At 69.2% G+C, this 20,404-nt stretch carries 21 protein-coding genes; 5 read left to right on the top strand and 16 right to left on the bottom strand.

Translation table 11 applies throughout. The features are described from left to right. Positions 1 to 10 precede the first annotated feature (10 nt). Positions 11 to 712: a thiocyanate hydrolase subunit gamma gene (gene scnC, locus GV790_RS02025; RefSeq protein WP_163809775.1), complete on the top strand. Its 702-nt coding sequence runs from the start codon at positions 11 to 13 to the stop codon at positions 710 to 712. Positions 713 to 725: 13 nt separating this feature from the next. Beyond that, positions 726 to 1,079, top strand: a complete 354-nt coding sequence (locus GV790_RS02030; RefSeq protein WP_280213728.1) for an SH3-like domain-containing protein — start codon at positions 726 to 728, stop codon at positions 1,077 to 1,079. 45 nt (positions 1,080 to 1,124) lie between these two features. Here the strand turns inward: GV790_RS02030 and GV790_RS02035 are convergent, their stop codons facing one another. The 3 genes from GV790_RS02035 to GV790_RS02045 form a co-directional block, all read right to left on the bottom strand. After that, positions 1,125 to 2,669, bottom strand: a complete 1,545-nt coding sequence (locus GV790_RS02035; protein WP_163809779.1) for an acyl-CoA carboxylase subunit beta — start codon at positions 2,667 to 2,669, stop codon at positions 1,125 to 1,127. A 128-nt stretch (positions 2,670 to 2,797) separates the two neighbouring features. Then, the gene (locus GV790_RS02040; protein ID WP_163809781.1) at positions 2,798 to 3,361 is read right to left on the bottom strand and encodes a TetR/AcrR family transcriptional regulator; all 564 of its coding nucleotides are present in this window, start codon (positions 3,359 to 3,361) and stop codon (positions 2,798 to 2,800) included. Beyond that, positions 3,312 to 4,925, bottom strand: a complete 1,614-nt coding sequence (locus tag GV790_RS02045; protein ID WP_163809783.1) for an MFS transporter — start codon at positions 4,923 to 4,925, stop codon at positions 3,312 to 3,314. The genes GV790_RS02040 and GV790_RS02045 overlap by 50 nt, the downstream gene beginning before the upstream one ends. A 291-nt stretch (positions 4,926 to 5,216) precedes the next feature. Here GV790_RS02045 and GV790_RS02050 point away from each other — a divergent pair, with 291 nt between their 5' ends. The 3 genes from GV790_RS02050 to GV790_RS02060 all read left to right on the top strand — a co-directional run bounded on the left by GV790_RS02050 (position 5,217) and on the right by GV790_RS02060 (position 7,483). Next, the gene (locus tag GV790_RS02050; RefSeq protein WP_163809785.1) at positions 5,217 to 6,143 is read left to right on the top strand and encodes an alpha/beta hydrolase; all 927 of its coding nucleotides are present in this window, start codon (positions 5,217 to 5,219) and stop codon (positions 6,141 to 6,143) included. A gap of 75 nt (positions 6,144 to 6,218) precedes the next feature. Then, the gene (locus GV790_RS02055; protein ID WP_163809787.1) at positions 6,219 to 6,812 is read left to right on the top strand and encodes a hypothetical protein; all 594 of its coding nucleotides are present in this window, start codon (positions 6,219 to 6,221) and stop codon (positions 6,810 to 6,812) included. Positions 6,813 to 6,847: 35 nt separating this feature from the next. Continuing rightward, the gene (locus GV790_RS02060) at positions 6,848 to 7,483 is read left to right on the top strand and encodes a DUF2461 domain-containing protein (protein ID WP_163809789.1); all 636 of its coding nucleotides are present in this window, start codon (positions 6,848 to 6,850) and stop codon (positions 7,481 to 7,483) included. Positions 7,484 to 7,487: 4 nt separating this feature from the next. Here the strand turns inward: GV790_RS02060 and metK are convergent, their stop codons facing one another. Genes metK through GV790_RS02125 form a run of 13 tightly spaced genes read right to left on the bottom strand, consistent with a single transcriptional unit; the run spans position 7,488 to position 19,979 of the window. Further along, the gene (gene metK, locus GV790_RS02065; protein WP_163809791.1) at positions 7,488 to 8,705 is read right to left on the bottom strand and encodes a methionine adenosyltransferase; all 1,218 of its coding nucleotides are present in this window, start codon (positions 8,703 to 8,705) and stop codon (positions 7,488 to 7,490) included. Between the two features lie 8 nt (positions 8,706 to 8,713). Continuing rightward, positions 8,714 to 9,805: a 3-oxoacyl-ACP synthase III family protein gene (locus tag GV790_RS02070; protein WP_163809793.1), complete on the bottom strand. Its 1,092-nt coding sequence runs from the start codon at positions 9,803 to 9,805 to the stop codon at positions 8,714 to 8,716. Then, positions 9,798 to 12,152 (bottom strand): beta-ketoacyl-[acyl-carrier-protein] synthase family protein, encoded by a 2,355-nt coding sequence (locus tag GV790_RS02075; RefSeq protein ID WP_280213722.1) that lies wholly within the window; start codon positions 12,150 to 12,152, stop codon positions 9,798 to 9,800. The genes GV790_RS02070 and GV790_RS02075 overlap by 8 nt, the downstream gene beginning before the upstream one ends. 7 nt (positions 12,153 to 12,159) lie before the next feature. After that, complete coding sequence (locus GV790_RS02080) at positions 12,160 to 13,446, bottom strand: beta-ketoacyl-[acyl-carrier-protein] synthase family protein (RefSeq protein WP_163809795.1); 1,287 nt, start codon at positions 13,444 to 13,446, stop codon at positions 12,160 to 12,162. Then, a complete protein-coding gene (locus tag GV790_RS02085; RefSeq protein WP_218586359.1) occupies positions 13,439 to 13,846 on the bottom strand; it encodes a hypothetical protein in 408 nt (135 codons plus the stop codon). Before GV790_RS02085 ends, GV790_RS02080 begins: the two co-directional genes overlap by 8 nt. After that, the gene (locus GV790_RS02090) at positions 13,843 to 15,099 is read right to left on the bottom strand and encodes a beta-ketoacyl-[acyl-carrier-protein] synthase family protein (protein ID WP_163809800.1); all 1,257 of its coding nucleotides are present in this window, start codon (positions 15,097 to 15,099) and stop codon (positions 13,843 to 13,845) included. The genes GV790_RS02085 and GV790_RS02090 overlap by 4 nt, the downstream gene beginning before the upstream one ends. Further along, positions 15,096 to 15,551: a 3-hydroxylacyl-ACP dehydratase gene (locus GV790_RS02095; RefSeq protein ID WP_163809802.1), complete on the bottom strand. Its 456-nt coding sequence runs from the start codon at positions 15,549 to 15,551 to the stop codon at positions 15,096 to 15,098. Before GV790_RS02095 ends, GV790_RS02090 begins: the two co-directional genes overlap by 4 nt. A 20-nt stretch (positions 15,552 to 15,571) precedes the next feature. Continuing rightward, a complete protein-coding gene (locus GV790_RS02100; protein ID WP_163809804.1) occupies positions 15,572 to 16,342 on the bottom strand; it encodes an SDR family NAD(P)-dependent oxidoreductase in 771 nt (256 codons plus the stop codon). Then, positions 16,339 to 16,782, bottom strand: a complete 444-nt coding sequence (locus GV790_RS02105; protein WP_163809806.1) for a holo-ACP synthase — start codon at positions 16,780 to 16,782, stop codon at positions 16,339 to 16,341. Before GV790_RS02105 ends, GV790_RS02100 begins: the two co-directional genes overlap by 4 nt. Position 16,783: 1 nt before the next feature. Continuing rightward, positions 16,784 to 17,197: an acyl carrier protein gene (locus tag GV790_RS02110; RefSeq protein WP_163809808.1), complete on the bottom strand. Its 414-nt coding sequence runs from the start codon at positions 17,195 to 17,197 to the stop codon at positions 16,784 to 16,786. Next, positions 17,194 to 18,201: an ACP S-malonyltransferase gene (fabD, locus tag GV790_RS02115; RefSeq protein ID WP_163809810.1), complete on the bottom strand. Its 1,008-nt coding sequence runs from the start codon at positions 18,199 to 18,201 to the stop codon at positions 17,194 to 17,196. The genes GV790_RS02110 and fabD overlap by 4 nt, the downstream gene beginning before the upstream one ends. Before the next feature lie 15 nt (positions 18,202 to 18,216). Continuing rightward, complete coding sequence (locus tag GV790_RS02120; protein ID WP_163809813.1) at positions 18,217 to 18,438, bottom strand: acyl-CoA carboxylase epsilon subunit; 222 nt, start codon at positions 18,436 to 18,438, stop codon at positions 18,217 to 18,219. Further along, complete coding sequence (locus tag GV790_RS02125) at positions 18,435 to 19,979, bottom strand: acyl-CoA carboxylase subunit beta (protein ID WP_163809986.1); 1,545 nt, start codon at positions 19,977 to 19,979, stop codon at positions 18,435 to 18,437. The genes GV790_RS02120 and GV790_RS02125 overlap by 4 nt, the downstream gene beginning before the upstream one ends. Positions 19,980 to 20,404: the final 425 nt, after the last annotated feature.

Below are 20,404 nucleotides of genomic sequence, written 5' to 3' on the forward strand. Positions count from 1 at the left end.
AAGGGATTCCATGGCCGAGCACGATCACGACCACGAACGCACGGTGGCGCCCATGGTCGAAGAAGTCACCGACTTCGAAGTGCTGGAGATCGCGCTACGCGAATTATGTATCGAGAAGGGCATTTTCACCGCCGAAGAACATCGCCGGTTCACCGAGTTCGCCGAGCAGATCGGCCCGACTCCGGCCGCGCATCTGGTCGCGCGGGCCTGGCTCGATCCCGACTTCAGAACGCTCGCCCTGACCGAACCGATGACGGCAAGCAAGGAAGTCGGGGTGGATTGGCTCGAACCCACCGGATTCGGAACACCCAGCGATTTCACGGCATTCGAGATTCTCGAAGACACCCCCACCCTGCATCACGTGATCGTCTGCGCTTTGTGCTCCTGCTATCCGCGACCGATCCTCGGTAATTCGCCCGAGTGGTATCGCACCCCGAACTATCGGCGGCGCATGGTGCGTTGGCCACGCCAGGTCCTCGCCGAATTCGGGCTGTATCTGAGCGACGATGTGGCCATCCGGGTGCAGGACTCCAACCAGAAGCACCGGTTCATGGTGATGCCGGTGCGTCCGGAAGGCACCGAGGGATGGGATGAGGATCAGCTCGCCGAGATCGTCACCCGCGATTGCCTGATCGGGGTGGCGTTGCCCACACCGGGCGTCACCAGCAATGTCATCACCGACACCCGGCCTGCCATCCATCCGGGCGACTGAGGGGAGCCCGAGCGTGAGTACGGCAGCGGAGTCCGAGATCGCGCCCTTGCGAAAGATCGTGGCGCGCAATCAGGTATGGCCGCGCATGGCGGCCGAATATGGCGTCACCAATCTGGTTCCCCCGTGGAAGACGAGTCTGGACGGGATGTGCGATGCACTCGATCGCGCCGAGGGCGCAGCGGGCGTGCCCGACCTCGAGGAGCGTCGGGACGACGAGGACCGGCTGACCTCCACCCTCTACGCCGATCTGCCCTACCCGGAAAACCAGCTCGTCGCGCTGGCACACACCCTCGTCGCTCGCGGTGTCATCGACGAGGCGGAACTCCAGCAGCGCCTCGAGGCCGTCCGAGCCAGGCTCGAAGCCTGATCCGCCGGTGCCGCATCCATCCGGAGGGCACCGGCGGATCGCTGGTCACAGCGGCAACAGGTGATGCTTGCGCGGGTATCGGATGACCTGCTTGTCCCGCAGCAGATGCAGCGCCTTACGGAGCTCGAGCCGGGTGGCCGACGGCTCGATCACGGCGTCGATGTAGCCGCGTTCGGCGGCGATCCACGGCGTCGCGATGGTCGCGTTGTAGAAATCGATCATCTGCTGACGGACCCCAGCGCGCTGCTCGTCGGGGGTGGCGTCGAGAATCTTGCGCTGGGTCAGCCCGACGGCGCTCTCGGCGCCCATGACCGCGATGCGGGCGGTGGGCCAGGCCAGGTAGACGTCGCAGCCCAGCGCCTTGGCGCCCATCACGGCCCAGCCGCCGCCGTAGGCCTTGCGCACGACCACCGTCACCTTGGGCACGGTGGCCTCCACGTAGGCGAACAGGAAGCGGCCGCCGCGCTTGATGACGCCCACCTTCTCCTGTTCCACGCCGGGCAGGAAGCCGGGGGTGTCGACCACCAGCACCAGCGGGATCTCGAAGGCGTTGCAGATGTGGATGAAGTGCGCGGCCTTGTCGCTGGCCTTGGCGTCGAGGGCGCCGGCGAGCACGGTCGGCTGGTTGGCGACCACGCCGACCGGACGTCCGTCGACGCGGGCGAAGCCGGTGATGAGGTTCTTGGTCGCGGCCGCGCCGATCTCGTGGAATTCGCCGTCGTCGAAGATGCGGACCAGCACATCGTGCATGTCGTAGACGGAGTTGTCGGAGTCGGGAACGAGCGTGTTCAGCGACAGATCGGATTCGGTGATCTCGGGCTCGAGGCCGGGGTTCACGATCGGTGGCTGCTCGACCGCGCTCGACGGCAGGTAGCTCAGGTAGTTGCGCACCCACGCGAAGGCGGCGGCCTCGTCCTTGGCGACGTGGTGGATATTGCCGTACGCGGCCTGGTTGTAGGCGCCGCCCAGCTCCTCCATATCGACCTTTTCGCCGAGGGCGTCCTCGATGATCTTGGGCCCGGTGACGAACATGTGCGCGCTCTCGGTGGCGACCACGACGTCGGTGCAGATCGGCTGGTACACCGCACCGGCGGCGCAGTTGCCGAGGATGAGCGAGACCATCGGCACCGCACCCGAGAGCGGCTCCATCTTGGTCGCCAGCTCGCCGTACCAGCGCAGCGAGGTGACCGCCTCCTGGACGCGTGCGCCGCCGGAGTCGTTGATGCCGATCAGCGGGCAGCCCATCTTGCCCGCCAGCTCCATGATCGCGGCGACCTTGCGGCCGAACATCTCGCCGATGGTGCCGCCGTACACGGTCTGATCATGGGAGAACACCGCCACCGGGCGACCGTCGACCAGGCCGCGACCGGTGACCACGCCGTCGCCGTAAAGGGCGTTCTTGTCGTTGGGGTTGCGCACGAGTGCGCCGAGCTCCACGAAGGTGCCCGGGTCCAGCAGCATGTCGATGCGGTCGCGGGCGGACGGAATACCCTTACGTGCGCGTTTGGCGGCCCCCGCCTCTCCGGCCGGTTCCTGCGCGATCTCGAGCTTCTTGCGCAGGTCGGCGAGCTTGTCGGCGGTTGTACTCATCGATAATCATCCAGTTTTTTTCAGCAGGAACACCGCACCGTGATCGGGGGCTTTGACACCGTACCCGGCGCCGCCGGGAGCCGGGGTTCCCAGGCGTGTGAGCTCGCAGGGAAATGGCCGGTGCGCACTCACCGCAGCGCCAGTGCGCGATTGAGGATGCGGTGGATGACATCGGCATCGGCCGCGGTGTTGTCGAGCAGCAGGGCCGTGCACAGTCCGTCGGTGGCGGCGACGACGGCCGCGATGGCGTCGGGGTCGTCGGTGAGGGTCGCGGCGAGCTCGGCGACGTCGGTGCGCCAGCGCAGCGCGACCGGAGCGAGAGCGGGGCGGCGGGCGGCGAGGGTGGAAAGTTCGCGTTCGGCGAGCGCCCGTTCGCGGCCGGGACCGGCGGATTCGACGATCAGCTCGGCCAGCCCGCGCAGCTTGTCGCCCGGGCCGTCGATGATCTCGCGGATCCGCGCGGTGTAGGTGTCGGCGACGGTGGACAGGGCCGCCACGAGCAGGTCGTCGAGGGTGGCGAAGTAGTAGGTACTGAGGCTGGTGGTGATGCCCGCCTGTTTGGCGACGGTGCGGTGGGTGACGCCGGCGGCGCCGTCCCGGGTGACGACGGCAAGGGTGGCGTCGATGATTTCCGCGCGCCGCCTACTGCCCCTGGCCCTGCGCCCGTCGATGGGCTCGCTCGCCTGGTTCATACTCCCCTCCTGCGGGCTCCGGGCCGATCGGGCACATCGTCCCGGCGGCTTCGTCGTCCTGATCATCTCCGAGCGGACGGATCCGACCGAGTGTCGCCAGACAGATTACGGTCGCCGCGATGATGGCGATACCGGCGACGGCGGCGGCGGCATTCACACCGCTGGTGAACACCTCCCGCGCCGTCCGCACCGTCTCGGCCGGAACCTGATCGGCGACGGACAGCGCGCCGGCGAGGCTGTCGGTGACGCGGTGTGCGACCACCGGCGCGACGTCCGGCGGCGTGATCATGCGGGCGGTGTAGAGCGCGGTGGTGAGGCTGCCGAGGGCCGCGACGCCGACGGCGAGGCCGAGTTCTTGGACGGTTTCCGACATCGCCGCGGCCGAACCGGATTTCGCCGCCGGAGCGGCGCCGACGACCATCTCGGTGCCGAGGGCGGCGATCGCGCCGAGACCGAGATAGACGAAGGCGAACCCGGCGACCACCAGCACGGGATCGCCGGTGCCCGCGACTGCCAGCAGCGCGTAGCCGATGGCCGACAGGCCGAGCGTGCTCGCCATGATCAGACCGGGACGTATCCGCCTGGCCAGTAGCGGCGCTCCGATTGCCGCGCCGAACATCGCCAGCGCCGGCGGGCCCATCCACAGTCCCGCCGCGAACGGCGTCATACCCTCGACGAACTGAAGGTACTGGGTGACCAGGTACATGGTCCCGCCGACTCCGATGAGCCCGATCAACAGGACCGCCAGAGCGGCCGAGAACGTCCGGTTCGCGAAGAGCGTGACATCCAACAGCGGAGCCGTCAGGCCGCGTTGACGGTGCACGAAAACAGCGCCGGCCACCAGGCCGATGAGCGCGAGGATCAGTGTGCCAGGGCCGGGCCGATCCGCGGCTGCGTGTTTGACCGCGTAGATCACCGGCACGATCGCAGCCAGCGACAGCGCGACGCTCGCCGGATCGAGCGCGCCGCCATCCGGATCCGCGCGCTCGGGGAGCAGTGCCGGGCCGAGGCCGAGCACGATGGCGGCGACCGGAACGGCAGGCAGGAACGCCGCGCCCCACCAGAACGCATCGACGAGCGCGCCGCCGATCACCGGGCCGGCGGCCATGCCGAGTGCGAACATCGTCGCCCAGATCCCGATCGCGACCGCGCGCTCGCGCGCATCGCGGAACAGGGTGGAGATCAACGACAGCGTCGAGGGCATCAGCGTTGCCCCGGCGATCCCGAGCAGGGCGCGTGCCAGGATCAGCAGCCCGGCGTTCGGGGCGAAGGCGGCCAGTACCGACACCGCGGCGAAAGCCGTCATGCCGATCAACAGCAGGCGCCGCCTGCCGATCCGGTCACCGAGTGTTCCCATGGTGAGCAGGAACCCGGCGATGCAGAACCCGTAGGCGTCCATGATCCACAACGTCTGTGTCGCTGAGGGATTCAGCGCCTCGGCCAGGCTCGGCAGGACCAGGTACAGCACGGTGACATCGAGCCCGAGCAGCACCGTGGGCACGGCCAACACGGCCAGACCTGCCCACTCGCGGGCACGTGCGGTCCCGGTGACGACTTCCGACACAGCATCCTTCGCACCAGATATTTGAACGATAGTACAAGTTGTACCATCGTTCAAATACTTTGGCGAGTGTGGAGGTGTGTCATTGCGTGACAGCACCCGACCGCGTCCGCGGGCCAGGACGATTACCGACACGCCCGCGGCGCGTCGGCGACACCTCTACCAGCTCTGACAGCGTAAATTGGTTATCTTCGGTAACTTCCAGTCGATGCGGTGGGAGGTATGCGAGTGGCCGGGGTGGCGCGATCAGCAGACGAACGGATAGCCGGCGGATGGGTTCGCAGAGCCGCCGTCATGCTCATAGCAATGCTGGTGATGTCGTCGGTGGCGGCGGTCGCCGCGGCCGCACCGGTCCGCTCGCCCGCGCTACGGGCACCGGCCGGCGGATTCGAAGAACTGTTCGTGCCGTCGAGCATGGGCCCGATCAAGGTGCAGGTGCAATGGGCAGCGCGCGGCGGGAGTGCGGCGCTCTATGTCCTCGACGGCCTGCGGGCACCACACGATCACAGCCAATGGACCAGCGACACCGACGCGCTGCGGCAATTCGCCGGCGACAATGTCACGCTGGTGTTCCCGGTCGGCGGCCGGTCGAGCTTCTACACCGACTGGTATCGGCCGAGCCACACCAACGGCCAGCAGATCACCTACAAATGGGAAACCTTCCTGACCAGGGAACTGCCCGACTTTCTCGCCGGTTACGGGGTCTCACGCAGCAACAATGCCGTCGTCGGCGCCTCCATGGGCGGCAACGCGGCGCTGATCCTCGCCGCCTACCACCGCAACCAGTTCCGTTTCGCCGGATCGTTCTCCGGCTTCATCAACCCGACCTTCCCGATGTGGAGTGAGGCGATGCGCGCCGCCATGTGGGACGAAGGGCAGTACAACCCGGACGACATGTGGGGTCCGCCGGGTGATCCGGCCTGGGCCCGCAACGACGCCACCGTGCAGGCCGGCCGATTGCGCGGGCTGCCGATCTACGTCACCAGCGGCAACGGCGTACCCGGCGCACCGGACCTGCCGTACGGGGTGGGCAATACGGTGAACGCGATGGGCCTGGAAGTGCTGACCATGATCGCCGCGCAGATCTTCCGCGACCGGGCCAACGCCCTCGGCGTCCCGGCGCGCGTCGACATCGTCAACGGCACCCACACCTGGGCCTACTGGCAGCAGGCCCTCGCCACCGCGCGCCCGATGATCCTCGACGCACTGGGTGCCCACTGAGCCCGGTGATCCACGCGGCGCGCGGCCGGTTCGTTAGGTAGCTTCGTCGGCGATGAGAATGTCGGGACGAAGCTGATGGGTGAATATTTCGAGCGGATCGTCGATGTGCAGGTGAGCGCCGACGAGGCGGGAGCCGTGGCGGGCCGCATGGTCGATTGGATGGTTTCGCGCGGGCTGCTGTCTCGGGAGCTGTCCGGTGACGGCGTGTACAGCAGGAACGTCGACGCGGGGTACCTTCCCGGGCCGGAGTGGCGGCAGATCGCTCAGGAATGGGGCGATGACTGGCAGCCGGGCCCGGTCGCCGTTGTCGTCGGACGCGAGGATCACCACGGTGGGCAGGGTGAGCTCGAGCCGGAATCGGCGACCTGCCCGAGCTGCGGCGCCACCACCGTGATCATCGACTATCCGCAGCGGTGGGAGGCCGACCCCGAGGTATGGCGTCCCTTCGGCGAGGCGATCGAGCAGTGGAAGCGAACCGGCATCGGACGTGCTCGCTGCGGCCGGTGCGATGTCAGGAGCTCGGTCACCGAATGGCGGTGGCCGTCCGGCTTCGCGCTCGGCGCACTGGCTTTCGACTTCTGGGGCTGGCCGCCGCTGACCGACGAGTTCGTGGCGGAGTTCGCCGCGCGGCTCGGCCACCGCGTCGAGCACCACAGCGGCAAGTTCTGAGAGCCGATGTCGGACCCGGGGCATATCGTCTAGCCATGGGTCGTTTCGGTGGGTTCCCGTTCGCCGGTCTGGACTTCTACGAAGATCTGGAGGCGGATAATTCGAAGACGTTCTGGGCCGCGCACAAGCAGGTCTACGACGAATCCGTGAAGGCGCCGATGCTGGCGCTGATCGAGGAGCTGGAGGCCGACTTCGGGTCCGCGAAACTCTTCCGGCCCTACCGCGACGTGCGCTTCTCCAAGGACAAATCGCCGTACAAGACCCACCAGGGCGTGGTCGTCGGCGCGGCACCCGGGGTCGGCTGGTACGTGCAGATCGGGGCGGCAGGCCTGTTCGTCGCGGCCGGGTACTACAGCGGAACACCGGACAAGCTGGCCCGGCTGCGCGCCACCATCGACGACGAGGTGCGCGGCGCGGAGCTGGCCGCCATCCTCGCCGAACTCGGGCGTGCCGGATACGAGATCGGCGGGGACCGGCTGAAAACCACACCGAAGGGCTACCCCGCCGACCATCCACGCATCGAGCTGCTGCGCCACAAATCCCTCACCGCCCACCGCGATTTCGGCGCGCCGGACTGGCTGCCCACACCGCGCGCCGCGACGGAGATCCGCGCGGCGTGGGAGACACAGCGGCCGTTGGTGGAATGGCTCGCGGCCGTCGTGGGGGAGTGATCGGTTACGCCACCGCCGCCTTCAGCTCATCGACGCGGTCGCAGCGCTCCCACGGCAGGTCGAGATCGGTCCGGCCGAAGTGCCCGTAGGCCGCGGTGCCCGCGTACAGCGGGCGCAGCAGGTCCAGATCGCGGATGATCGCGGCGGGGCGCAGGTCGAACACCTTACCGATGGCGGCCTGGATCCTGGCCGGGTCGGTTTTCTCGGTACCGAAGGTCTCCACGAAAAGGCCGACCGGTGCCGCCCGCCCGATCGCATAGGCCACCTGGACCTCGAGGCGATCGGCGAGACCAGCGGCTACGGCGTTCTTGGCGACCCAGCGCATGGCATAGGCGGCGCTGCGGTCGACCTTCGACGGGTCCTTACCGGAGAACGCGCCGCCGCCGTGCCGGGCCATACCGCCGTAGGTGTCGACGATGATCTTGCGGCCGGTCAGCCCGGCATCGCCCATCGGCCCGCCGACGACGAACTTTCCGGTCGGGTTCACCAGCAGCCGAACATCGCCGGTATCCAGCGAACCACCGGGCAGTTCGGATAACACCGCATCCATCACGAACTCCCGCACGTCCGCGGCGAGCAGGGAATCCGGATCGATATCGGGCGCGTGCTGGGTCGAGATCACCACCGTGTCCAGGCGCACCGGCCGGTCCCCGTCGTATTCGACGGTCACCTGAGTTTTGCCGTCGGGGCGCAGGTACGGCAGGGTGCCGTCCTTGCGCACCTGCGCCAGGCGCCGAGACAGCCGGTGCGCCAAGGCGATCGGCAGCGGCATGAACTCGGGGGTGTCGGAGGTGGCGTAGCCGAACATCAGGCCCTGGTCGCCCGCGCCCTGCTGGTCCACGGGATCGCCGGCGCCGTCGACGCGCGCCTCATAGGCGTGATCCACACCCTGGGCGATATCGGGGGATTGGGCGCCGATCGCGATATTCACCCCGCAGGTGGCGCCGTCGAAGCCCTTCAGCGAGCTGTCGTAGCCGATCTCGAGCAGCTTCTCGCGCACGATCGCCGTGATGTCGACCTGCGCGGCGGTGCCGACCTCGCCGGCCACATGCACCTGGCCGGTGGTCACCATGGTTTCCACCGCCACCCGCGCGGCCGGGTCGAGCGCGATCAGCGCGTCGAGCACCGCGTCGCTGATGGCGTCGCAGATCTTGTCCGGATGGCCTTCGGTCACCGACTCGCTGGTGAACAATCGGCGGGCCGGAATCGAGGTTGTGGTCATGGCATTCCTCAGCTTTCGTCGCCCGGCCAGCGCAAGGCAAGGCCGGCGTATACGTAGCGGCTGGCTTCGATCGCGACCAGCAGCACGGTGCTACCGGGAGTGATCCGGCCTTCGGCGAGCCCGGCGTCGAGCGCGAGCAGCACGGCGGGGGAGCCGGTGGCGCCGACATCGGTCAGATTCTCGACGATCCGGGATTGCAGCAGGTCGTAGTCCGCCCGCGTGAGTCCCGCCTCCTCGAATTCACGGCTGAAGTACTCGGCGTTGCCCTCGGGGAGCACGCAGGCGTCGATCTGGTCGAGCCGTAGCCCGGAGCGGTCGAGGAGCTCCCGCAGGGCGGTGACGAAGATCCGCGGCCCGAATTCCGCGACACCCACCGCGTCGAGCGTGATGTCCATCAGCCGTTTGCGTTTCAGCTGCTCGTGCACGGGCAGGTCGGTGCCGCCGCCGACGACGACCATGCCGGGTTTGCGCGCCCCACCCATGCAGGCGTTGACGTAGCCGAATCGGTGTGCCACCGGGCCGGAGGCGGCCCCGCGCAGCACGACGGCGGCGGCACCGTCGCCGAAGTTGTAGAGCGTCAGCCGATCCCGCATTCGGACCGCGTCGGGCTCGCGACCGAGGAACATCGGCGCGAGGATGGGCGAGATGGCTTCGGTGCCGATCACCAGCGCGGTGCGGTGAGTGCCGTCGGCGAGCTGCCGGTAGGCGATGTCGAGGGCCTGGATCGCGCCGACGCAGCCGGCGCGCACCTCGATGACGGCACAGCGTTCCAGCCCGAGATGCTGCTGCACATAACTGCCGACGGTGGGCAGATGGAACTCGGGACTCGCGGTGGACACCACGATCAGGTCCACCTCCGCCGGCTCGACCCCGGCACGGTCGAGCGCGGTGCGGGCCGCGGCCTCGGCCATGCGGCTGTTGCCGATGCGGTGCGAGCCGTCGACGGGGTCGATCAGCCAATGCCTGCGCCGCACCTGGATGCCGTCGAGCACATCGGCGGGCAACGGCCCGACCAGTTTCTCCAGCTGGTCGTTGTCGATGGGGTCACCGGGGAGGAACGATCCGGTACCCAGGATCGCGACGTTGGTCGATTCAGTCATGGTGCTCCGATGTCGAAGAGTGGCTATCCGGGGTCAGCACCAGGCAGGTGTGCGTCCCGCCCAGTGACGAACTGTTGACCAGTACCGGACCGTCGAAGCCGGCCGGATCGTGTACGGCGAGTGCGGCGCACAGGTGCGCGCCGGCGCCCACCGGTTCGCCGAGGATCTGTTTGGGCGTTTCGATGCGCGGCGTCGAGCCACCGGTGAGGCGGGCGATGGCAGCGCGTTCCGGATCGTCGACCGTGGCAAGGCCCGCAGCATTGGCCCAGATCGCGCTGATATCGCCGGGCGTGAGCCCGGCCTCGTCGAGCGCGCCACGCATCGCGCGTTCGATCCCGTGCCCCGCGCGGTCCCAGCGGCCGATCCCGACGCCATCGCCGGCATTGCCGTACCCGCTGACCACGGCCGAGATGCGAGCGCCCCTGGCCCGTGCCACCGACTCCCGTTCCAGCAGGAGGGTGACTGCTCCCTCGGCGAGGCGGTAGCCCTGGCTCGGCGCGTCCGCGAACACCGGCATGCGGCGGTAGGCGCGCATCGCATACGGGGACAGCGCGTCGACCGCCGGGCACAGCGCCGCGTCGGCCGCACCGATGCGGAGCAGGTCGTGCGCGACACCGAGCGCGGTAGCGCCCGCCGCATGCGCCGCGGTGAGGGTGGAAGTGGGTCCACGGACACCGAGCACCATCGAGACCTGCCCGGCGGCGGCGTTGTACACGGTGTTGGGGAAGACCGCCGGATTCGCGGACGTCACACCGGATTCGAGGACCGGTACGGTGAACTGCTCCAGGCTCTCCACCGGGCCGAGGCCGGTGCCGACGATGACGCCGATACGGTCGGCGTCGACTGCTTCGGGGTCCAGCCGGCCGTCGTCGAGTGCCATCCGGCTGGACGCGACGGCGAGAATGCCGAGCCGGTCCATTCGCCGCCGCTGCTTCGCGGTGAGGACCGCCGCGGCGTCGAAATCCAGTGTGCTGAGCACGAGTTCGGGGTTGTCATAGCCCGCAGGCGTTCCGGAGCGATAGGCGTCGAGTAGCTCACCTGCGGTGGTGGCGCCGGGCAGGATGATCCCGACGCCGGTGATGACGACGCGATCGATCGCCGGTTCCGGTATCGGGCTCGCCGGCCGGCCCTCCCGGCCGAACACCACGGTGGCGTTGGCGCCGGCGAAGGCGAAGTTGTTCGACATGGCCACATCCATGGGCAGTGACCGCGCCGAATTGGGCACCGCGTCCAATCCGCACTTCGGATCGGGCCCGGTGAAGCCCGCGGTGGGTGGGGCGATCTGGTCGTGCAGGGCGAGGACCGTCGCGATGCCCTCCACCGCGCCCGCCGCTCCGAGCAGATGGCCGATCATGGATTTGACGCTGGTGAGCGCGATCTTCTCGGCGGCGGGCCCGAAAGCCCGGCGCACAGCGCTGCTTTCGGCCGAATCGTTTTTCGGGGTTCCGGTCCCGTGGCCGTTGACGTAGGACACGTCGGCGGGTGTCACACCGGTAGCGGCGAATGCGGCGGTCAGGGCCCGCGCGGCGCCCGCCCCTTCGGGGTGTGGTGCGGTCGGGTGATGACCGTCGGCCGACAGCCCGTAGCCGAGCACCTCGGCCAGGATAGGGGCGCCGGCGGCGACGGCAACCGAATGTTCCACCAGCACCAGCATTCCGCTGCCCTCGCCGAGCGAGAGCCCCCGGCGATCCTTGGAGTACGGTGCGGGCGGGATCGGCGACAGCGATTCCAGGCTGTGGAAGCCCGCGAACACGGTCGCGTTGAAGGCGTCCGTGCCGCCGACGAGCATGGCGTCGGCTCGGCCGATCCTGATCATCTCGACCGCGTGCGCGATCGCGTGCGCACCGGCCGCGCAGGCGGTATTCACCGAGAGCACCGGTCCGCGGAGGCCGAATTCGGCGCTGAGCGCTTCGGCGATGATCTGTGGCTGGATCATCAGGTACTGCTGCCAGTCGGCGGCCCGGCCGTCGCGATCAGCCAGCCAGGTCTTTTCCACGGTGCCGAGCCCGCCATTGCAGGTGCCGACGGCCACGCCCCAGCGGGTGGCGGGGACGGCAGCGGCGCCGACGTCATCGGGTGGGCGCAGGCGCGCGTCGGCGATCGCCTCGGCGGCCGCCGCGAGCGCGAATTGGACTGCCGGGTCCAGGGATTCGGCGTGCCCCGCCTCGCCGCGCCAGGGCCGGACCTCACCGCCGATGGCGGTCGAGTGCCCGGTCAGGTCGAGCGATCGCACCTCCTCGATGGCGACGTGGCCGTCGAGGAACCCCTGCCACATCCGGTCCGCGCCCCGGCCCTGTGAGGTCACGGCGCCGATACCCGCGACCACGATTCGTTTCGGGCTGCTCACAGCCTGTTCACCTCACCTCGGTCAGGGCCAGCGACACCGCTTGGCCTTCGAAACCCCTGGCCAGGGCGAGGGCGGTGGTCACCGGCGCCTCGCGTGGTCCGTCGGGGACGTAGTCCAGATCGCATCCCGGGTCCGGGTCGTCCAGATGGGCGGTACCGGGGATGACGCCGTGGTGCACGGCCAGCGCCGCCACCGCGGCATTCACCGCACCCGCGCCACCGACCAGGTGCCCGGTCTGCGGCTTCACGCTGCTGACCGGCACCGCGGCCGCGTGCTCGCCGAAGACGGTGTGCAGGGCACGGGTCTCACTGAGATCGCCGCTGCCGGTGGCACACCCGTGGGCCGCGACATAGGACACCTGGTCGCGGTCGATCGCGGCGTCCTCGAGGGAACGGCCGATCGCCCGCGCGAGTCCGCGCCCGCTCGGATGCGGTGCGGGTGGGGGATGGCATTCGTTGCCCGCGCCGAATCCGGCGATCTCCGCGTAGATCCGGGCACCACGCGCTCGTGCGGCGGCGAGCTCTTCCAGCACCAGAATCGCCGCGCCCTCACCGAGGATGGAACCGGAGCGCTCCCGGTCGAACGGCCGGAACGCGGCGGGTCCCCGCTCGTTCGCGGTCGAGAGCACCCCGACGCCGTCCATTTTCGACATCGGCCACCAGTTCGTCGCATCGTCGTAGCCACCCGCCAAGGCCAGATCGGCCTCGCCGCGGCGGATGGCCCGCATGGCCCGGCCGATGGCCGTGGCACCGCTGTCGGCGGTACCGGCGTAGAAGGCATTCGGGCCGCGGATACCGAACTTCTGCGAGACGTGGAAGACGGCCGCGGGCTGGAGCCCCTCGACGAAGAACAGCGGCGCCATGATCGATCCGCCCTGTTCGCCGAGCACGCGCATATCGAGCGTGCCGTCCTCGCGGCGAATCCTGGTGATGCTGCCGATCAGGTCGTCCAGGCGTGAGATCTCCTTGTTGCCACCGAGATACAGTCCGCACCGGGGGCCGAGTCCGCCCGCCGGTTCGATGCCCGCATCGGCCAGTGCCAGCGTCGCCCCCGCGAGGCCGAGCTGATCGCCGCGGTTGAGCATGCGCAGCGCCTTGCGGGAGGCGAAACGCTCCGGTTCGAAACCGTCGATCTCCGCGCCCAACCGCGTGCGCAGCGGCGCGGGGTCGTAGGCGGTGATCGTGCGGATGCCGCTGTGGCCCGCCAGCAGTGCGTCCCAGGTGGCAGCCGCGTCGCTGCCGATCGCGGTGAGCAGGCCGATACCGGTCACCACGACCCGTCGTTGTTCAGTCATCGGTTTCCCCTGTCGTGCCCGGTGCGCCGAGGTCAGCACCGAGTCGCAGCGATCGCACGGTGGCGGCGGTGCGGCCGTCCACCTCGGCGACGGCGCGAAACTCGATGACGTCCGGCGCGGTCGATACCACCTCGACGGTGATCTGGATCTGGTCGCCCGGCTGCACGTAGCGCCGGAAGCGCACACCACCCACGGCGTGCTGGCAGTGCAGTCCTGGCGGCGCGAGCAGGCGGGCGGTGGCGCCGATGTGGTCGAGAAGCAGCACACCCGGCAGCACCGGAAAGCGCGGGAAGTGCGTGTCGAACACGGTGAGGGTGACCGGCACGTTCACCATCGCGACCGCACGCACCCCCGGTACGACGTCGACGATGCGGTCCACCGCCGCCGGTGGCGCGATCACGACGCCGCTCCGAGTACCAGTCCGGTGTTGGTGCCACCGAAGGCGAAGGCATTCACCAGCGCCGCCCGCACCGTCGCGGTGCGCGCGGTGTGCGGCACATAGTCCAGATCCAGGCCGCGTCCGGGGTTGTCGAGATTGAGTGTCGGCGGCACCACGCCGTGCCGGAGCGCACCGATGGCCGCCACCATGTTGAGGCCGGCGCCCGCCGCGGTGAGATGCCCCGCCATCGACTTCGGCGCGCTCACCATGACGCGGGCCGCGTGCTCGCCGAAGACCTGCTTGATCGCGACGGTTTCGGATTCGTCGTTACCCGGGGTGCTGGTGCCGTGTGCGACGACGTAGTCGATGCCCTCGACGCCGAGACCGGACTCGGCGATCGCGCCCTCCATCACCTGGATCGCGCCGGTGCCGTCGGGCGGCGAGTCGGTGATGCGCCAGGCATTGAGCGTGGACGCGTAGCCGAGGATCTCGGCGAGCACCGTCGCACCGCGCGCCAACGCCGCCTGACGTTCCTCGAGGACGAACGCCACCGCACCCTCGCCGAGGACGAACCCGGACCGGCCTGCGTCGAAAGGCCGCGATGCGTGTTCGGGGTCGTCGTTGTATTCGGTGGTGAGCGCGCCGAGCAGACTGAAGCCGAGCGCGTCCAGCCAGGTGGTCAGCGAGTCGTAGCCGCCGGCCAGCATGAGGTCGGCGTCGCCCTCCTGGATCAGCCGATACGCTTCGCCGACAGCATGTCCCGAACCCGAGCAAGCGGTACTGATACCTGCCATCGGTCCGCTCGCACCGAGCAGCCGTGCCATCTCCGCCGTCGGCAGGTTCTGGTTACCCTGCAGGGTCAGGCTGGGCGGCTGACGGCGGAACGCGTCGGCCTTTCCGGTGGTGGCGCGCTCATGGCCGACGTCGACCAGCAGTTGCAGATCCGGACGGCCAACGCTCGCACCCATCGCGACGCCACGCGACCCGTCCGGCTCGGTCGTCTCGAGCCCGGCCTGGGCGATGGCCTGCGCGGCGGCGGCCACACCGAACTGCCCCGCCCGCGACAGATGCCGCCACCGGGTGGTCGCGGGCAGATCGCGCGCCGGATCGAATCCGCGCACCAGACCCGCTATCCGGACCGGAAACCCGGACGCGTCGAAGGTCGTCAGTTCGCCGATTCCGCTGCGCCCGGCGGCCAGCGCGGACCAGGTGGCCGCGGCGTCGTTGCCGAGCGGGGTGACGGCTCCGATTCCGGTGATCACGACGCGTCTCATCGGACCAGCTCCTTTCGGCTCAGCAACCGCGCGAGGCGGCGGGTTTCGGTGGGATCGTCCAGCTCGTCGGCGGGCATGAGGCCGCACATGATCCGGGTAGCGGTCAGCGTCTGCTCGCCGTCGACACGCACCACACCGTTGACGACGGCGGCGGTGTCGGCCATGGACTCCACCCGCACCTCGATGTCGAGCACATCGCCCGGCCGCACCGTGCGCAGCTGCCGCACCTCCTCGACCGCGAGCAACGTCGCCCGCTGCGACAGCTCGCTGCCCAGCAGGATCAGCCAGGTCGCCGTCTGGCAGACGCTTTCGAGCACCAGGGCCGACGGCATCGCCGGACGTCCGGAATCATCAGGGACCCAATAGGTTTCCTGATGCGAGGTGAGCTTGCGCCCGGTCGCCGACCGGCCGACCTCCCAGGCATCGATTCGATCCACCAGATGAAATCGCACAGCGCCGGATCCTTTCGCCCTCATGCCAGCCGGCCGATGCCGAGCTGGGCGGCGAAACCGCCGTCGGCCCGCACCAGTTCACCGGTCATATAGGCCGAGCCCGGCCCGGCCAGGAAGGCGATCACCTCGGCGATCTGCTCGACCTCGGCCAGCGAGCGCAGCGGTATCTGCTTCTCCAGCTTCTTCCCGGCCCCGCCCGCGACGACCGGGCCGATCAGCTCGGTCGGGGTGAAACCGGGCAGCACCGCATTGACCCGCACCCCGAACCGCGCCAATTCGATGGCGCTGCACTGGGTGAAGGCATTGATGGCCGCCTTGGACGCCGAATAGTTCGCCTGCCCGATCCAGCCGCGCTGGCCCATCACCGACGACACGTTCACGATGACGCCGTCGTGCTGGGCCATGAAGTGACCCATCGCGGAGCGGGTGCAGTTGAACACACCGCCGAAGTTGGTGCGCATCACCTCGACCCAATCGCCGGGGTTCATATCGAAGATCAGGCCGTCACGGGCGATTCCGGCATTGTTGACCAGAACGTGCAGCCCGCCGAGCGCCCCGATGGTCTGCTCGATCAGGGCGGCGGCGGCCTCGGGATCGGACACGTCGGCGCCGAGCGCGACGGCCTCGCCGCCCGCCGCGGTGATCTCCGCGACCACCGCCTCGGCCTCCTCGGCGCCACTGCGGAAGTTGACCGCCACCGCCGCCCCCTGCTCGGCGAGCAGCAGCGCCGCAGCGCGCCCGATTCCGCGCGAGGCGCCGGTGACCAGCGCGACGCGATCGGCCAGCCTCATCGTGCGGCCTCCTGTACCAGCTCGATGGCATCGCGCGCGGTGGCCGATGCCGTGGTCAGCACGACGAAGGCGATCGCCACCCCGTCGGTGTGGGAGAGCGAGATCTCCATATCCCGTATGCCTTTCCGTTCGGCGGCGGCCAGCGCCGCACCGTGCAAGCGCAGCCGTGGCCGTCCGCTCGCACCGTTGATCACCTCGACGTCGCGCCAGGGCAGCGCGCCGCCGAGGGCCTTGAACACCGCTTCCTTGGCCGCGAAGCGGGCGGCCAGGTGTTCGGCGTGGCGCCCGCGTCCGCCGGCGTAGCCGAGTTCGCGCTCGGTGAAGACCTGCTCGGCCAGACCGGGCTGCTCGCTCATCCGAGAGGCGACCTGATCGACGCCCGCGATATCGACGCCGACGAAGATGGTGGCGTCGCTGCGCGCCGGCGGTACGGGTCCCATCTCAGCTCGCGTCCGCGGCCATCGCGGCGCGGGCGGTGGCCATCTCGGCCAGGTTCCGCACCGTGAACAGCGTCATGACCTGGTCGGCCGTCAGGGTCGACGGCAGCGTGGACGGGTCGAGCTGGGGCAGCGCCCGCGCCAACTGCGCGCGACCCGCCGGAGTGATGCGGCCGTCGGCATCCTCGAACTCCTCATCGGACAGCTCGCCCTGCAGCAGTTCCGCGATCTCGGCGGCCTGGATCTTCACCCCGACCTTGCGCTCGATCCGGAACAGGATGTCGAGCAGGTCGATCGACTCCGCGCCCAGTTCGCCGAGCACGGTGGCGTCGGGCTCGGCCTCGTCGACCTCGATGCCGACAGCCTCGGCGACGGCTTCCCGGACGGCCTGCAGGGTCTGCGCGGTGATCTCGGTCATGGCTGGTTCCTCTCCTTGGTGGTGAACTGCGCGATCGCCGCGCCGATGCGGCGAGCGTCTCCGGTGCTGAACACCGGACGGTCATCGAAGGTGTTCTTGACGAAGCCGGTCAGTACCCGGCCCGGCCCGATCTCCGCGAAACGCACCGGGCCCGCGTGCTCCGCGCTGCGCAACACGTCGGTCCAGCGCACCGGACGCGACAGCTGGCGGCGCAGCATGGTTCTGATGTCGGCCGAGTCGGTCAGGAATTCGCCGGTGACCGAACTGATCACCGGGATCTGCGGGGTGGCGAAGGGGCGTGCGGCGAGTTCTTCGGCGAACTCGTCCTCGATGCCGGCCATGAGGGAGCAGTGGAAGGCCGCGCCGACCTCGAGGAACACGACCTTCTGCGCGCCCGCGTCGGTGGCCGCGGCGGCGACCTGCTCGAGCGCGGCGGTGTGACCGGAGACGACGGTCTGGTTCGGATCGTTGTAGTTGGCCACCTCGGCCACGCCGCTGCCGTCACGTTCGGCGCAAAGGCGTTCGACGGTGGCCGACGGCACGCCGACCACAGCGAGCATGCCGCCGTCGGTGCTGCCCGCGACCTCGGCCATCAGTTCACCGCGCCGGCGGACCAGCGCGAAGGCATCCGCCGGGTCGAGGACGCCGGCGGCGACCAGGGCGGAGAACTCGCCGAGGCTGTGCCCGGCGACCATGGCAGGACGGAAGTCGTTCGCCCGCAACACTTCCCAGGTGGCGAGGCTGGTGGCAACGACGGCCAGCTGAGTCACCTCGGTCCGGGTCAACTGTTCCTTGGTGCCCGAGACACACAACTCGGTGAGCTCGAATCCTGCGGCTTCGTCGGCCGCCGCGAAGATGGGTTTCACTGTCGCGGCATGGTTGTCGATCAGATGCGCGGCCATCCCGGCCCGCTGGGAGCCCTGTCCGGGAAACATCGCCATCGTCGGTGCCCGGCCGGTGCGGATCTGCTCGGTTCCGTCGAGTGGTGCGGTGATCGCAGTCATGGTTCGGGTCCTCCTCTATGCCACCGGCTGCGGTTGCCGGTGCTGACGTGGGGCCGGCCCCCACGCGGCCGGCGAACGCCGGTAGCGAATCGCCCGGCTGGTGCGCCACGCGGTGGCCGGGCCGGGAGCGGTCGGTGCGGCGGGCGGTTCGGCGGGGGTCGATGCCGAGAGAAGCAGCACGAGCACCGCGAGGTCGGCGTCGGTGGGATTGCCCGCGACGATGCGGATCGCGGTCACAGCGGGATGTTTCCGTGCTTGCGCACCGGTCCGGCCGCGCGTTTGGCCGCCAGCAAGGCCAGCGAACGGATCAGGACCGAGCGGGTCTCGGCCGGATCGATGATGTCGTCGACGTGGCCGCGCTGCGCGGCGACGAACGGGTTCATCAGGTCGCGCTCGTAGTCGCGCACCAGCTCCTGCCGCCGTCGCACCGGATCGGCGGCCGCGGCGATCTGCTTGCGGAAGATGATGTTGGCCGCCGCCTCGGCTCCCATCACCGCGGTCTGATTCGACGGCCAGGCGAACGACAGGTCGGCGCCGATCGACTTGGAGTCCATCACGATGTACGCACCGCCGAACGCCTTGCGCACGATCACCTGGATCCGTGGGACCGTCGCTTCACAGTAGGCGTAGAGCAGCTTCGCGCCACGCCGGATGATCGCGTCGTGTTCCTGGTCGACGCCGGGCAGGAAACCCGGCACGTCGACCAGTGTGACCAGCGGGATGTTGAACGAATCGCACATCCGCACGAAGCGAGCGGCCTTCTCCGAGGCGTCGATGTCGAGCACGCCGGCCAGGACGGCGGGCTGATTGCCGACGATGCCGACGACGTTGCCGTCCAACCGGGCCAGTGCGCAGACGATATTGCGTGCCCACGACTCGTGGACCTCCAGGTACTCCCCGTCGTCGACGATCTCGGCGACGACGCGCCGCATGTCGTAGGGCATGCGGTTGTCCACGGGCACGATGTCGCAGAGGGTCTCGCATCGGCGGTCCGCCGGATCGCCGGTCCACTGGCGCGGCGGCAGCTCCTGGTTGTTCGACGGCAGATACGACAGCAGTTCGCGGACCTCGTCGAAGCAACTCTGTTCGTCGGGAGCGATGAAGGCGGCGACGCCGGTGGTGTCGGCGTGGCGGCGGGCGCCGCCGAGCTCCTCCCTGCTCACCTCCTCCCCGGTCACCTCGCGCACGACGTCGGGTCCGGTGATGAACATATTGCCGATGCCCTCGACCATGAACGTGAAGTCGGTCAGCGCGGGGGAGTAGACCGCACCGCCCGCGCAGGAACCGAGGATCACGCTGAGCTGCGGAACCACCCCGGAGGCACGGACATTGCGGGCGAACAGCCCGCCGAAGCCGGCCAGCGCGTCGATGCCCTCCTGGATACGGGCGCCGCCGCCGTCGTTGAGCCCGATGACCGGGGCGCCGCAGGAATCGGCCAGATCCAGCAGCTGGTGCAGTTTGCGGGCGTACACCGCGCCCAGCGCTCCGCCGCGGACCCGGGCGTCATGGGCGAAGACGAAGACGGTGCGGCCATCGATGGTGCCCCACCCCGTGATCACGCCGTCACCGGCCGGATGGGAATCCTCCATACCGAATCCGACGGCCCGATGCTCGGCGAAAAGCCCTATCTCGGTGAAGCTTCCGGCATCGAGCAGCCGCTCCAACCGGCTGCGTGGGTCGAGTTTGCCTTGTCCGCGGTGGCGACGATCGGCCGCCACGTCCGCGGGTGCCAGTGCGGCGGCCCGGCGCTCGGCCAGGGCGTCGATCGCCGCGCGCATGGTGCTCGGCGCGGTGCCGGCGTGTGGCCGGGCTCGGTGGCCGTTGATGCGGCCGGTGTCCGGTGGTACCCGATCGACATGCTGCACGAGGATCTCGTCACGCAGAACCATTGGTCACCCCTGTCGGATTCTTGGTCGCCGTCGATGCTCATCGAGCGACCTTGAATTTTTCTCAGCGTTGGTCTCGAGCGTGCCGGTGAACCTCTCATGACATGTCGCCGGGAGGTGAGTTCTTTCGGTCAATTCGAAATACATGGGATGTCAAGACGATTGAAAAGGGGGCAGGACGATGGAAATGATCTGCCCGAATCCCGCTGACGCCCAGGGCAACCCGCCGGCAACGATTGCGGAAATATCACGGCCGTGTTCACCAGTGCAAGACGGCAACTATGTGGTGTTCGGCGCAGTGGCCATCTGTTCGCTGC

It is taken from the genome of Nocardia cyriacigeorgica, from assembly GCF_010858045.1.
In the GTDB taxonomy this organism is placed as follows: Bacteria; Actinomycetota; Actinomycetes; order Mycobacteriales; family Mycobacteriaceae; genus Nocardia; species Nocardia cyriacigeorgica_E.